Below are 16588 nucleotides of genomic sequence, written 5' to 3'. Positions count from 1 at the left end.
CTATTTTTTATTTTTTATAAATTCTTTTTTTATGTTGATTATATTTATTTTTACTTCATATTTCTAAGTGATTTACTAACTTTAAAATAAAAACATCTTTTTAAATGTTTAAACTTTGAATTAGATAGTAAGGAATTTTAATTCTTCTTAAATTATCAATATCAATTTCAACAGTATTTGATCAAATAATTCTTTCAAGATTTCTAATATCTTTTAAATCGCTCATTTTATTTAAATGTTTCTTTATTTGTAATAAAAAATCATCTTTTGATCAAATTTCTAAATCAGCATCAAATCCTTTGGTTAAATAAATTGGATTTGAAAGTTTATTTCTTAATTTAGCTAGTATAGTTAAACGTTGTTTTGCATCAATACAATGTTCATATGTATCAAATAACATTTATTTATCACTTTTATCCACTGTTCATTATTAATATACCACTTTAGATGAAAAATAAAAAAAGGTTGTATCAAGTACAACCAAATTAAAAGATATGTTATTATGCTTCTACTACTTTAACTTCTTTGTTTTTGTAAAATCCGCATTCTTTACATACATGATGAGGTTTAATCATAGCCCCACAATTAGTACATGACACTAAACTAGCAACTGAAAGTGCTAAATGACTTCTTCTTTTATTTTTTGCAGATTTACTAGTTTTTCTAAATGGTACTGCCATGTTAATACACCTCCTTATTTAGTTTTATCTAATTTAAAATTATCAAGTTGTTCTCATCTTGGATCTATTTGATCATTTTTAGAATTTTGAAAGTTATCTTCACTTTCTAAACTTCATCCAAGACCATACTTTTTAAGTATATCATTATTTAAAGATAAATTGAAAGGAATATTAAGATTTATTTGCTCAATTATATAATCTAATAAATTAAATTGATCACTAATAATAATGTTAGTATTAAAATCACTATTATTAGTAAAACTATACTCATCATTTCAGTCAATAGAATTATTATATTTAATCTCATTTCCTATTCTTGAATCAATACCAGTAATTGTATAATTAATTATTCCATTAATATAAATAGTTTTAATTGATTCATTATAATCAAGATCTAAATCATAACTAATATAATCATATGACTTGATTAAAATATTATTTGATTGGTAACTATTTAAATCAGTTAATTCATCTTTAAGTTTATAATGTTTTTTAGTTTTAAAATCATTAATACTAAAAACTAATTTCATTATCTAATCACTACTTTCATTTTTTTAACATTAGAAATAATTTTTTCAAATTCTGTATTAATTTCAGCTTCAGTTAATTGATGTTCTAAGTCATTAAATATAAATTGAATAGTTAAAGCTTTTGTATTATTTTTAGCTAGTTTATCATCTAAATATAAATCTACAATTTTGTTATTAGTTATATATTTAACATCCCTAATAGCTTTTAATAAAATGTCTTGATAATTTAAATCATTTGAAATTTCTATTGTTAAATCTCTTGAAGAACTTTGAAATTTACTTAGTGTTTTTGCTTCTATAATATTATTTTTTAATTTATTTAAAATATCTAAATTAATTTCACAAACAAAAGTTTTATTTAATTTATTTTCAGCTTCAAATTTGGGGTTTAATTGATAAATAAAGCCAATTAATTGTTCTTGATAATAAATAGATGCATTAATATAAGGATGAATTTCTTTAATAACATCCAAATTATTAACATATTTAATTTGACTAAAATCTAAATTATATAAATCAAAAATATTTTCTAAAATTTCTTTATTATAATAAAAATTATTTTCAATTAATTGATGATTTAAGACATTTTTATAAATATGATGACTTGTTAAAAATACTAAATGTCTTTGTTTTGATTGATTTAAATTATAAATATCTGCAATTTCAAATAATTTTAATTCTTTGTTATTAATAGAATGATTATAAATAGCAGTATCAATTAATGATTTACTTAAACTAGTTCTATAAGTTTGTCTTAAATTTGATAATGGTGATAATAAATTAATAAAATCTGAGATATTAAATAAGTTTCAATGACTTGCATCAATTTGATTTGTTAAAGAATAAGTTTTAGTATTATTAAACCCTAAACCAATTAAATAATTAGTTAATTTATTTTCTAATTTTAAACTTAAATTTTTTGGTTTTTTAAAACTAATAAAACTTAAAGCAACTTCTTGAATATTATCATATGAATATAATCTAGCAACTTCTTCACATAAATCATTTTTACTTAGTATATCAATTCTGTTTGGATCAATACTAAAAGTTAATAAGTCATTTTTATTATTAATTTTAAAATCTAATTTTTTAAATAGATTTTTAATTTGATTAATAGTTAAATCAGTTCCTAGTAAATCATTAATTTCAGATATTTTAATTTCAAATTCAGTTTTATTTTTATAAGTTTGTTTTAAAACTTTGACTTTATAAGCTTTATTAACTAAATTATAGCTACTTAATAAATTAGCTAAGTTTGAATTAGCTAAATCAAATAAATTAGGGTTAATTGGTTTAATGTATCTTTGTAAATTAATATTAGAAGTATTTAAAAGTTTTTGTTGTTTTCTCATTAAATTAGGTTCAATATTTAACATAATGTTTAAAACATTTTTAGAATTACTATCAATACTAAAGTTAGATTCAGTTTGTAAACCTATAATATTAACTATTTGATTATCACTAGTTAAACACAAAAATTCTTTATCATTATGATTAATTAATTCTAATTTTAAATTAAAATTTTTTAATTTATCTAAATCAATTAAAATATGAGCTTGAGCTGTTGCAAGTGTTGAAAGTAAACTTAGATCATTTATCAAATTATTAGTTGAACTAATTTGGTTTAATTTTAAAAAAATATCATCAATTGAGTCTAATTTGTTTAAATGATTATTTAAAACAAAATTTGAATAACTAATAGTTCTTATTTGTTCTTCAATCTTTTTATTAATTGTTATTTTTAAATCTAAATTATTTTCTTTAAAATCATTAAATTTATTATCATAATTTTTAATTTCTAAATCAAAATAATTTGCAAGTTCTTTTAAAATTTGAAAACTAGCTAAACAATCACTTCTATTTAAAGTTAAATCAACTTCAAATAAATAATCATCTAAACCAATAATTTGTTTAACATCTTTTCCTAAATATTTTTTTAAATCTAATTTTTTATCAAAAAGATTATAAATTTTTAACTGGTCTTCTTTATTAATAACAGATTGGCTAATACCAATTTCATTTAAAGCACAAATCATTCCTTGTGATTCATAGTTTTGAATTTTTTTATTAGTTAAAGTTAAACCATTTGCAATAGTTGCATTGATTGGGGCTACAACTACAAATTGATCAACATCAACATTACTAGCTCCACAAACAATTTGTAAACTTTTGGTTCCTATATTAACTTTATTTAATTTCAAATGAGTATTTAAAATTTGTTTTGATTCTTCTATATAACCTAAAATTAGTTCAGAATTTAGTGAGTTTAAATCATAAACATTATCAACTTCAAATCCTAAAGAATTTAAAGCCATATTAATTTGATCATTTGAAATGTTATCTAAATTAAGATATTTTTTTAATCAATTTCTTGTAATAATCATACAAACTCCTATTCTGAATAAAATTTAAATTGCTCTAAAAATTTAACATTATTTTCATAAAAGTTTCTAATATTTGAAATATTAAATTTTAACATAGCAATTCTTTCAATACCAATACCAAAAGCTAGTCCTGAGCATTTAGTTGAATCTAATCCGTTTAATTTCAAAACTTGTTCATTAATCATCCCAGCACCTAGTATTTCAATTCAACCAGTTTTTTTACAAATAAAACATCCTTTAGAATCACATTTAAAACAACTTACATCAACTTCAACACTTGGTTCAGTAAAAGGAAAATAACTTGGACGCAATCTAATATTAATATCTTTGTTAAATAATCTTTGGCACATATATTTTAAAATTCATTTTAAATTAGCAAAGCTTATTTTATTTCCAACAACAAATCCATCTATTTGCATAAATTGATGAGAATGAGTAGCATCATCATCATCTCTTCTATAAACATTTCCATAACTAATTACAGCTAAATTATTTTCATCAGTTTTCAAACTAGCTAATTTAGTTAACATTCTTGAAGTCATATTAGTACAATGTGTTCTTAAAACCAAATTATTATCTAAATAAAAAGTATCTTGCATATCTCTTGCAGGATGATCTAGTGGTAAATTTAGTTTTTGAAAATTGTATAAATCAGATTCGATTTCAGTTCCACTAACCATTTCAAAACCAATTTCAGTAAAAATATCACTAATTTCTTCAATAACTATATTTAAAACATGTTTTGAACCAAATTTTAAACTAGAATTTTTTAAACTAACATCAATTTTTTCTTTTTCTAATTTTATTAATAATTCTTTATTTTTTAATTTTTCTTGTTTGTTGTTTAAATTATCAATAATAGTAGTTCTAATTTGATTTGCTAATTTACCAATTTCTTGCTTTTGTTCATTACTAATAGTTTTAATTGATTTTAAAATTGTAGTTAAACTAGAATCTTTTCCAACAAATTCTTTTTTTAGCTCTTCTAAATTATTTAGATCTTTAACTGATTTTAATTTAGTTTTAAAACTATTTAAAATTTCATTTAATTGTTCTATCATATTTTTTTCTTTCTAAACACATTTTATATTTTATTTTAATTTTTTTTGAATTTGATTTAAATAAATTTGCTTATTATTAATATCTTCAATATAAGCTGAAATTAAGATTCTAATTATAGGATCATCTATTTTTTTATTAATTGCTTTAATAATATTAAATAAGTTTTTTTGAAAATCTAATTCTAGTCTTTCAAACTTATATTTAAACATTAAATTATTATCATAACTTTTGTTAAATTCAATTCAATGATTTTTTAAAGCATCATTAAAAATTCAATAAATAAAAACTTCATTAATAAAAGTTTTTAATAAAGTATAACTTGTTAATAAAAACTTTTTATAGTTAATTTCTATAAAATTATCATTATTTGTTTTTAATAAATATTTAATACAAGCATCATTAGTTTTATTAAATAAATCTCTAATTTGATCAATTTTTTGTTCAATCACATTAATCATCAAATAAGAAAAAATTAATTTAGATGAGTTTTGTAAATAAGTAATAAAATCCGGTTTATTTAAAATTTTATTAAAATCAAAAAAAGTTCAATTAATATTAATATTTAAATATTTAGTTTTTTGTTTTTTAGAAACATTGTTTTTAAAAAAGTTATTTTTAATTAATATAAAATCAACCATATTTACCTACTTTATTCAGCTTGAGTGATTTGAGTTAAAGGAGTTTTTTTAACTTGTTTATTTGAAAATACTCAACCTATAAATAATATAAGAGCAATCACAATAAATGTAACAAATAAAGTTTTAAAATCAAATCCTAAAAAAATATAAATATGTCATTTGTGACTTACATAATATAAAAATGATCATCAAATTAAATTAGATAATAAATAAGCAATAATAAATGAAACAATAGCCCCAATTATATAACTACCCATAACAATTCAATTTACTTCACTATTTTCATACCCAATAGCTCTTAGTGTTAAAATAGTTTTTTTAGCTTCATCAACAATAATATTCATCACAACTACTAAAATAATTGTTAATAACAAACTTACTAATAAAATAAATAACAACATTACTTGATTTGTAATTTTTGTAATTTTATCAATTGTTTGTTTTACTAAATTAAAGTTAAATAATTTTGAATTTAATCTACTTAAATTTTGAATAGCAGGATTTGGAGTATTATAAATATCGTTTGCTAAATCTAAAGTCTTGTATTTTGAAATAAAATTATTAAATTCAGTAAATATAGTTGAATACATTGATAAAAAGATTGGCGCAGATTTGTTAATATCAATTGCTAAATTGTTTCCATAGTATTTAATTGTTTTAAAAGAATCATCTAATTTAGAAAAATTAATTGTCCCTTCTAAAATTTTATTTTTACTTCACAACTGATTAAAAATTAAAGGATTGTTATTTTTATATAAATCTTGAGAAAACATTTCACTAGCAAATAAGTCATAATCTAAAAATATATTAGGAGTTTTTGAAATTGATAAAGTTTCAGATTTATTAATCCCAACAACATTTAAAACAAATTTTTTTACAAAAGTTGATTTAGTCTCAACAACAATTTTACTATCAATTACTAAATTATTTGCTTGTGCATAATAATAAGGAACAATAACATTAAATGTCGGTAAATTTTTATATCTTTTTGGTAATTTTCTTAGATCTTGAAAAGCTTTTAAACTTACTCCTTTAAAATTTAAAAATTGATTAATATCACCAAACTTATGATCTTTTAATCTATATAATACTAAAGCATAAGAACCAGGATTTAAAACATCACTATTTGAAGCAAGCACTGTAGCTGATAATAAATCTGTAGTTGAATCATAAAACATTTGATTAAAGCTAACAATAGGATTTTTTTCAAACTTATTATCTAGATTTTGCATAATCATAGAAGCTAATAAAATACTTTGACTAGCATTTGATAAATTTGTTGAATTTAATAAAGAATCAATTGAAAAATTAGGATTAGAATCTAAAACATTTTTTTGTTCTTTTTTATTTTTATTATTTTTTAAATTATCATTAATAATTTTTTCTAATAAGGGATTATTTGCAATAGTTCAGTATTTTTGATCATTTGGATTAAATTTTAATAAATCATTATCTTTAGTTAAAAGATCTCAAGCTTTTTGTATATTATTTTTTGACTCTTTATAATTATTAAATACTTTATAAAAACTATAAGCTTGTACTAATTTATAAGAAAAAATTTTAGCAAATGAACTTAAAAAGATTGAATTATTTAAATTATTTTTATTTGCTTGTAAGCCTATAATAGTGTTTTGTAATTGTTCATCAGTAGCTGAATTTAAATCATAAAATATTTTATTAAGATGATTATTGTCATTTAATAAATCTTTTATTGTTAAATTGATTTTTTTATTATTTTTAAAATCATTTAAAGCAGTTATTCATTTTGGATTTTCATTATACAAATTAAATTTACTAATATAACTTAAATAATAATCATTTTCTTTAGTTAAAACTTCATAATCATTAGTTTCTGTTTTACCTGGTTGTAAAAATGGAACTAAAGTTTTTTTAGCATACTCTAGTGGTAATATCATTGAAATTTTTTTGTCATTTGAAAGTGAATTAAAAGTATTATTTAAAATTTTTAAAAATAAATCTACTCTATATCTACTATCAGTTTGTTTAGGATCACTATTTAAATAATTATTAATATTTTTTTTATTTAAATCATGATAAGTTAAAGTTTGTCTTGTATTAGGATCATTTGGATTAACATAAGCTAACTTATCATTTTTACTAGTATTATCAATTTTTTTATTAACATTCCAAGCTGACTTAGTAATAACATCATCTTTAATTACTGATAAACTTTGGTTAATTGATTGAAATAAAATAGCTTGAGCAACAAATAATAAAGTATAAGTTAGAGAAGCAAAACCAGAAAGAATTTGAACAACTGCAAATTTACCCTTAGCATTTTTAATAAAAGATAAACGCATTCTATAATTAAACCCAATATTGTGTTTGGATAATAAGTTTGTAAATGCACCACTTTTTGTTCTTTTTAATTTTTTAGAATTATTCATTAATGATAAAACTGGTTCTTTAATATAAATAATTGAAGCTAAATAAGAACCCATTAAAAATATTAATGGAATAATTAAAATCAAAAAAATTAATAATAATGGTGAAATATAAATATTATTAAAAGTAAATGTTACAGAGTTAATAAAATTTGAAGATGAATATATTTGAATTGGAATTGATAAAATGTATCCAATAATTAATCCAAAAAAGATTGTTAATCAAGTCTTAAAAGCAAATATTCAAGAAAGTTCAACTACTTTATAACCAAAGGATTTAAAAATTCCAATTTGTCTTCTTGTTTCGTTAATTTCTTTTTTTAATGCAAAATTAATAAAAACAAATGAAAGTAATAAAACAAATACACCTATAACAATATAAATTATTACTTGAACTTTTATAGTACTAATTGCTTGAGAAGTTCTTAGTGAATATCATTCAGTAATTAAAAAATTAGTTTTGTCAAAAACTGAAAAATTTTGACTAGAATCATTATCAAATTTAATAATAAAATGTTGATTTAATTGATTTGTTGAAACATTATTTAAATTTTTAACTCTAAAGTTTACTTGATATGAAGTATCAATTTTGTTTGCAAAGTTTCATCTAGAGTTTCTTATTGAATTAATAAATTCTTTACTAGTATATCCAACTACATAACTAGTTTTATTTTGAAAATAGTCAGTAACTGAATTTTTAGAAACTATATCATCAAAAGTTGAACCAATTCCAACTATTTTGCTATTTATTGAATTTAAATAATAAGCATCTTTTTTGTTAATTAAATTTAAATAAATATCAGAAATATTAGAACTTGGAATAACAAATTCATCATTAATTTTTAAATTTCTTGTTTTTGCATATGAAGATGAAATAACTATTTCAGTTGGATTCACTTTTTTTTGATAACTAATGTTTGGATTTCATTTATTAGCTAATTTAGAATTTTTATGATTTTTATCAAACTGAATTTCGTTAAAGTCTTTTTTAGTATTTTTAAATACTTGATTATCTGAGGTTAATTGTAATGTTAAAAAGGGTAGTAATTGTCCAACTGAACTTTGTTGAATTTTAAAACTTTTTTTGATTTGTAATGAAAAATTATCAGTGTTATTTAATAACTGATCAACAATATAAATACGATCATCATATAAAAATTTTTCATCAGCTAATTCTCTTGTAAATTCTTTTGAAAAAACTAAAAAAGAAGGTAAATAAGTTTTTTCTTTTTTATAGTTTTTGATTTGATTTTTTAAATCATCTAATTGCTTTTTTAAAAAGTTTATTATTTCATCTATTTTATTATTATTAAACTTACTTAAAATATCAGTAAATTTTAAAGTTAGAATAGGTTTATCAATTAATTTAATTTCATTAATTGTTAAAAAACTATTAAAACGAGAATAAGCTTTATAAAATTCTGAAATAACATAATCATATTTAGATTTATCATCTAAATAAAACCCATCAGTCATACTTTGATGAAAATCAGCAATTATTCTCTTTAAAATTTGATTAGAAATATTTAAAAAACTATTTTGGTTATTATTACTTTCATAATTTTTATTTAATATATAAGATTCAATTTTAATTAAAGCGCCATTTCTATATCTAAATAAATCACTATTAATTAAATTACTAATGAAATTAATTTTAATTTTATTATCAGCGCTATTAACATCATAAATATACAAATTATTATCTTTTTTATCACTACTAGTATCAAAATTACTTTCTAATTGAGAATTAATAGCTTTAATATAAAGATCAGATAATTTTGTACTATTAGTGTCTTTATTATTAATTTCTCTATTTAAATAAAAAAAATTATAACTAAATTCAGGATTATAATTCATTGATTTTGTATCTAATACTGAATTATAACTAGTATTGTTTTTTGCTAAATAATTGATTCTATTATTTAATTGCAATGGTGTAGCAAGCATTCCTATAATAACAGTTACTAAAGTAATAATAAAAAGAAGAATCCCAAATGTTGAAACATAATTTTTTTGAAAAAAAGTTTTTAAATAGTTTTTAACTATATGTTGCATTTATTTTCTCTTTTCTTTTAGTCTAATATTATTATAAAGTAAGAGATTAACCTATATAAATTATTAATAAAAGATTAGTGATTTTAAAAAGAAATAAAAAAAAAGAACCACTAGGATTCTTATAAAACTGGCAGCTTGCTATTTTCTCACATAAGTAATATCTTCACCGTAATAGAGCTTAACTTCTGTGTTCGGCATGGGAACAGGTGTGACCTCTATGCTATAACCACCAGATTTTTGATTGTTCTTTGAAAACTGATTATTAGTTTGAAATGTAAGTTAAAATTGCTTTTTTCTAAAATTCTCTCGATCTATTAGTAATGGTTAGCTTAATGCCTCGCAGCACTTACACACCCATCCTATCAACCATGTGGTCTACATGGGATCTTACATCTTATGAATGGGAAAATTCATCTTAAAGGAGGCTTCTCGCTTAGATGCCTTCAGCGATTATCCTTTCTGCACATAGCTACCCTGCTATGCCACTGGCGTGACAACAGGAGCACCAGAGGTGCATCCATTCCGGTCCTCTCGTACTAGGAACAGCTCTTTTCAATTTTCCAACGCCCACAACAGATAGGGACCAAACTGTCTCACGACGTTCTGAACCCAGCTCGCGTACCGCTTTAATGGGCGAACAGCCCAACCCTTGGAACCGACTACAGCTCCAGGATGCGATGAGCCGACATCGAGGTGCCAAACCTCCCCGTCGATGTGAACTCTTGGGGGAGATAAGCCTGTTATCCCCGGGGTAACTTTTATCCGTTGAGCGACGGCCCTTCCACACGGGACCGCCGGATCACTAAGTCCTACTTTCGTATCTGTTCGACTTGTAAGTCTCGCAGTTAAGCATCCTTCTACCTTTGCGCTCTATGTATGATTTCCAACCATACTGAGGATACCTTTGAGCGCCTCCGTTACTTTTTGGGAGGCGACCGCCCCAGTCAAACTACCCACCAGACACTGTCCTTAATCCAGATAATGGATTCAAGTTAGAAATCCAATATAACGAGGGTGGTATTCCAAGGTTGACTCCACTAGAACTAGCGTCCTAGTCTCATAGTCTCCCACCTATCCTCTACACGTTATACCAAATTTCAATATCAAGTTATAGTAAAGCTCCACGGGGTCTTTCCGTCTAGTTGCGGGTAACCGGCATCTTCACCGGTACTAAAATTTCACCGAGTCTGCAGCCGAGACAGCGAAGGGATCATTACACCTTTCGTGCGGGTCAGAATTTACCTGACAAGGAATTTCGCTACCTTAGGACCGTTATAGTTACGGCCGCCGTTCACCGGGGCTTCAATTCAAAGCTTTGCTTACGCTGACTTCTCCTTTTAACCTTCCGGCACTGGGCAGGTGTCACCCCCTATACATCGTCTTGCGACTTAGCAGAGAGCTGTGTTTTTGTTAAACAGTTGCCCCTCCCTCTTCACTGCGGCTCATCATAAATGAGCACTCCTTCTTCCGAAGTTACGGAGTTATTTTGCAGAGTTCCTTAGCTACAGTTATCTCGCTTGCCTTAGGATTTTCTCCTTGACCACGTGTGTTCGTTCTAGGTACAGGCAGTTAATTATTAAGTTAGAAGCTTTTCTTGGAAGCGTGGAGTCATATACTTCGTTACTAGGCGAACCGTTCACTCCCCTATTTTCACACTTCAATGTTAACACAATGCGGTTTTGCCAACATTGCCATCTTTGTGCTTAGCCCGGGATATCCAGCACCCGGGATATATTATCCTTCTTCGTCACTCCATCACTAATTAACTGGTACAGGAATATCAACCTGTTGTCCATCGACTACGCTTGTCAGCCTCGCCTTAGGTCCTGACTAACCCTGGGTGGACGAACCTTGCCCAGGAAACCTTGGTCAAACGGCATGGAAGATTCTCACTTCCAAACGTTACTCATGCCGGCATAATCACTTCTAAACACTCCACCAGTCTTCACAGTCTGACTTCATCATATTTAGAACGCTCCCCTACCACTGTATTTACATACAATCCGTAGCTTCGGTGGTAAACTTAAGCCCCGGTACATTTTCGGCGCAGAATCACTCGACTAGTGAGCTGTTACGCACTCTTTAAATGATGGCTGCTTCTAAGCCAACATCCTAGCTGTCTGTGCAGTTCCACATCCTTACACACTTAGTTTACACTTAGGGACCTTAGCTGACGATCTGGGCTGTTTCCCTCACGAGCATGGACCTTATCACCCATGTTCTGACTGCTGTGCACAAATTATGGCATTCGGAGTTTAATTCTAATCAGTACCGCTAGGTGCAGCCATCATAGATTCAGTGCTCTACCTCCATAACAATTCACACAACGCTATCCTTAAAGATATATCGGGGAGAACTAGCTATCTCCAGGTTCGATTGGAATTTCACCACTAGCCACAAGTCATCCAAAGTCTTTTCAACGAATACTGGTTCGGTCCTCCATTAGGTTTTACCCTAACTTCAACCTGCTCATGGCTAGATCACCTGGTTTCGTGTCTACTACTACATACTAAACGCCCTATTAAGGCTCGCTTTCACTACGGCTCCGTTTATATCAACTTAACCTTGCATGCAATAGTAACTCGCCGGCTCTTTCTACAAAAAGCACGGTATTACCCATTAACGGGCTCTACCTTCTTGTAAGCATATGGTTTCAGGGACTATTTCACTCCCCTTTCGGGGTGCTTTTCACCTTTCCCTCACGGTACTGGTTCACTATCGGTAAAATGGTAGTATTTAGGCTTACCAAGTGGTCTTGGCAGATTCCGACAAAATTTCACGTGTTTCGCCGTACTCAGGATACTTTATTGAGATCATTACATTTCATATACGGGGCTATCACCCTCTATGGCGCTACTTCCCAGTAGCTTCTATTATATAATGATTTTCTAACTCAAACAAAAGTCCTACAACCCCATTCCATAGAATGGTTTGGCCTGTTCCGTTTTCGCTCGCCGCTACTAACAGAATCATTATTATTTTCTTTTCCTCTAGGTACTAAGATGTTTCAGTTCCCTAGGTTCCCATCATATAAGCTATGTATTTACTTATAGATAACATGAGATAAATCATGTTAGGTTCCCCCATTCGGAAATTCCGGGATCAAAGCTTACTTCCAGCTCCCCCAGACTTATCGCAGGTAGTCACGTCCTTCTTCGGCTCCATTTTCCAAGGCATTCACCATATGCCCTTACTATTTTTTAGAAAATCTTTCTAGCAATTTGTAACTCAATTAATTTTAGTTAATTGTTTTTGATGTCATTACGAATTTAATATCGTAATAATTATCTAATTATAAATATTGTTATAATCAGAAAATTGCATTTCATCTAATATTCAGTTTTCAAAGAACAATCTATATTTTTAGAGATGTGTGACGATCTCTGAAAACTAAATAGAATTAAATAGTCAGTAATGTAAATATCTCCATAGAAAGGAGGTGATCCATCCGCACGTTCCCGTACGGATACCTTGTTACGACTTCACCCCAATCGCTAGTCCTACCTTGGGAAGCGCTCTCCAAATGGTTAAGCTACCTACTTCTGGTATTACCAACTCTCATGGTGTGACGGGCGGTGTGTACAAGACCCGAGAACGTATTCACCGCGACATAGCTGATTCGCGATTACTAGTGATTCCGGCTTCATGAAGTCGAGTTGCAGACTTCAATCCGAACTGAGACTGGTTTTTTGAGATTAGCTCCCCTTCACAGGATTGCAACTCTTTGTACCAGCCATTGTAGCACGTGTGTAGCCCAGGACATAAGGGGCATGATGATTTGACGTCATCCCCACCTTCCTCTAGCTTACACTAGCAGTCTCGTTAGAGTTCTCAACTTAATGTTAGTAACTAACGACAAGGGTTGCGTTCGTTGCGGGACTTAACCCAACACCTCACGGCACGAACTGACGACAACCATGCACCACCTGTCTCAATGTTAACCTCTACTATATCTCTATAGCTTTGCACTGGATGTCAAGCCCTGGTAAGGTTCTTCGTGTTGCTTCGAATTAAACCACATGCTCCACCACTTGTGCGGGTCCCCGTCAATTCCTTTGAGTTTCACTCTTGCGAGCATACTACTCAGGCGGAGTACTTAATGCGTTAGCTGCAGCGCTGAGTTACCCCAACACTTAGTACTCATCGTTTACGGCGTGGACTACTAGGGTATCTAATCCTATTTGCTCCCCACGCTTTCGTGCCTCAGCGTCAATAACAAGCCAGTAAGCCGCTTTCGCCACAGGTGTTCTTCCATATATCTACGCATTTCACCGCTACACATGGAATTCCGCTTACCTCTCTTGCATTCTAGTAAAACAGTTTTCAAGGCGAACCGGAGTTGAGCTCCGGACTTTAACCTCAAACTTGCAAAACCGCCTACGCACCCTATACGCCCAATAAATCCGGATAACGCTTGCCACCTATGTATTACCGCGGCTGCTGGCACATAGTTAGCCGTGGCTTTCTGGTAAGGTACTGTCAAGATAAAGTCATTTCCTACTTTATTTTTTCTTCCCTTACAACAGAGCTTTACAACCCGAAGGCCGTCATCACTCACGCGGCATTGCTTCATCAGACTTTCGTCCATTGTGAAAAATTCCCTACTGCTGCCTCCCGTAGGAGTCTGGGCCGTATCTCAGTCCCAATGTGGCCGATCAACCTCTCAGTTCGGCTACGTATCATCGCCTAGGTGGGCTATTATCTCACCTACTAGCTAATACGCCGCATCCCCATCTCATAGTGAACCAAACGGTTCTTTTGATCTTTTCTCATGCGATAATAAGATCTACATGCGGTATTATCTTTCGTTTCCAAAAGTTATCCCCCGCTATAAGGTAGGTTAGATACGTGTTACTCACCCGTTCGCCACTGAGGTGCAAGCACCCCCGTTCAACTTGCATGTATTAGGCATGCCGCCAGCGTTTATCCTGAGCCAGGATCAAACTCTCATTTTAAAATTTTTGTTAAATAAAAGTGATTCTGACTATTTTTATTGTTATAAGTTTTTTATTACTCAAATAAATCTTTTGACAAGATTTGTACAATAATTATTCTATTTAGTTTTCAAAGATCGTCTCGTTAAGAAGTAAGCTTCTTAACACACAATGATAAGTATATAAAATCAAGAATAGATATGCAATATTTTTTGCTATTTTTTTAAAAAAATTTTTACATTTCTATAACTGGTTCAATTCCAATAATAAAAAAGGCATTTTTTAATACTTGTAAAACAGCTTTTATAAAACCTAATCTCAACTTAGTTAATTGTAAATTATTTTCATCAATAATTTTAATTTCTGCATAATAAGAATGAAAAATCTTACAAATGTTTTGAATATAATCGCAAATTTGCTGAGTTGAACGGTTATTTGCACTATTTTTAATGACTTCTTTAAAATTATCTAATACTAATAATAATTCAGTTTCTTTAGGATTATTTAATAAATTAGTCTCTTTAACTAATGGTGTTATTTTTTTAGTTTTAGCTTGATTTAAGATTGAATGACATCTAGCTGTAGCATACTGAGCATAATAAACAGGATTTGATGAATTTTTTAAAGTAATCAAATCTAAATCTAAATCCATATGTGAATTAGAAGACTTACTTGCTAGCATATATCTTAATGCATCAACACCAACTAATTCTAAAATATCAACTAATCAAACAGCAGTTCCTTTTCTTTTAGACATTTTATACTCACTACCATTTTTAATTAGTCTTACCATTTGAACCATTTGAATTTCTAAAATATCTGGATCATTTCCTAGTAATGCCAAACCAGCTTGCATTCTTTTAATATAACCATGATGATCTCCACCTCAAACATTAATTAACTTATCTGCTTTAGTTCTTTTAATTCTCAAATGATGAGTAGCAAGATCTGGAAGTATGTAAGTATAAGTTTTATCTGATTTAACTAAAACACGGTCTTTATCATCACCAAATTGAGTAGTTTTTAAAAACACAGCACCATCTTTATAATATGTAGCATCTTTAGATTTATATAGTTTTAAAACTTTTTCTATTTGATGAGTATCATAAACTTCTTGTTCACTAGATCAATGTCTAATTTTTACATTAAAATCAGCTAATTGTTGTTTAATAATTTTTAAAAAATAATCAATTGAAATTTGTTTAAATAATGAATGTACATAATCATCTAAAATTTTATTATCAGTATAGTTAATATCTTTAAATTGATCATTATATTTATTAATAATTATTTTTGCTAAATCATCATACATATCACCAGCATAACAATTTTCTGGTTTTTTAGCATCAATATTTAAAGCTTGTAAATAATGAACAAACACAGTTACAGCTAAAACATTGATCTGATTTCCAGCATCATTTACATAATATTCAGTTTGTACTTTATATCCAGCCTTTTTAAATAAGTTAACTAACACAGAACCAATCACAGCATTTCTAGCATGACCAACATGTAAATAACCAGTAGGATTAGCTGAAACATATTCAATATTAATGGTTTTATTTTGTTTTTCTAAATTTCCATATTTAGACTTTAGACTTAAAACATTATTAATAACACTTGATAAAATTTCAGGTTTAACTAATACATTTAAAAACCCAGGACTAGCTATTTGTATACTAGAATAATTATTTGTTAATAATAATTGTTCTTTAAAGTCATTTGCTAGATCTAGTGGTTTTTTATTTACTTGTTTACTACTAATCAAACATATTGAACTTGATAATAAACCAGGAGTATTATTTTTATTAATTTCAATGATTGGTTCTTTTGATATATTAAATTTTTGACAAATGTTTTTTAAATCATCATAAAACATTTCAATAATAGTTCTATTCAT

The 16588-nt window shown here is 27.4% G+C and carries 7 protein-coding genes, 3 rRNA genes and 1 pseudogene; all 11 read right to left on the bottom strand.

Annotated features, from left to right (window positions below; all coding sequences use genetic code 4):
• Positions 1 to 7: 7 nt before the first annotated feature.
• Positions 8 to 400, bottom strand: a pseudogene (locus MSB_RS01950) (division/cell wall cluster transcriptional repressor MraZ).
• A gap of 100 nt (positions 401 to 500) precedes the next feature.
• Positions 501 to 680, bottom strand: a complete 180-nt coding sequence (gene rpmF / locus MSB_RS01945) for a 50S ribosomal protein L32 (RefSeq protein WP_013447700.1) — start codon at positions 678 to 680, stop codon at positions 501 to 503.
• A 14-nt stretch (positions 681 to 694) separates the two neighbouring features.
• Complete coding sequence (locus MSB_RS01940) at positions 695 to 1210, bottom strand: YceD family protein (protein WP_013447699.1); 516 nt, start codon at positions 1208 to 1210, stop codon at positions 695 to 697.
• Positions 1210 to 3594, bottom strand: coding sequence for a phenylalanine--tRNA ligase subunit beta (gene pheT, locus MSB_RS01935; protein WP_013447698.1), 2385 nt, complete (start codon positions 3592 to 3594; stop codon positions 1210 to 1212). Before pheT ends, MSB_RS01940 begins: the two co-directional genes overlap by 1 nt.
• 8 nt (positions 3595 to 3602) lie before the next feature.
• On the bottom strand, positions 3603 to 4655 hold the full coding sequence (gene pheS, locus MSB_RS01930) for a phenylalanine--tRNA ligase subunit alpha (RefSeq protein ID WP_013447697.1): 1053 nt from the start codon (positions 4653 to 4655) through the stop codon (positions 3603 to 3605).
• Between the two features lie 30 nt (positions 4656 to 4685).
• The gene (locus MSB_RS01925; protein ID WP_013447696.1) at positions 4686 to 5294 is read right to left on the bottom strand and encodes a hypothetical protein; all 609 of its coding nucleotides are present in this window, start codon (positions 5292 to 5294) and stop codon (positions 4686 to 4688) included.
• 11 nt (positions 5295 to 5305) lie between these two features.
• Complete coding sequence (locus MSB_RS01920) at positions 5306 to 9754, bottom strand: ABC transporter permease (RefSeq protein WP_013447695.1); 4449 nt, start codon at positions 9752 to 9754, stop codon at positions 5306 to 5308.
• A 125-nt stretch (positions 9755 to 9879) separates the two neighbouring features.
• Positions 9880 to 9988, bottom strand: a 5S ribosomal RNA gene (gene rrf / locus MSB_RS01915).
• 59 nt (positions 9989 to 10047) lie between these two features.
• Positions 10048 to 12958: ribosomal RNA gene (locus MSB_RS01910) — 23S ribosomal RNA — on the bottom strand.
• Positions 12959 to 13186: 228 nt separating this feature from the next.
• Positions 13187 to 14709: ribosomal RNA gene (locus MSB_RS01905) — 16S ribosomal RNA — on the bottom strand.
• Together the 16S, 23S and 5S rRNA genes form the textbook arrangement of a ribosomal RNA operon.
• A 214-nt stretch (positions 14710 to 14923) precedes the next feature.
• Positions 14924 to 16588 (bottom strand): arginine--tRNA ligase, encoded by a 1665-nt coding sequence (gene argS / locus MSB_RS01900; RefSeq protein WP_013447694.1) that lies wholly within the window; start codon positions 16586 to 16588, stop codon positions 14924 to 14926.

The organism is Mycoplasma leachii PG50 (assembly GCF_000183365.1).
Classification (GTDB): Bacteria; Bacillota_I; Bacilli_A; order Mycoplasmatales; family Mycoplasmataceae; genus Mycoplasma; species Mycoplasma leachii.
This window is presented reverse-complemented; position numbering and strand designations above follow the sequence as displayed.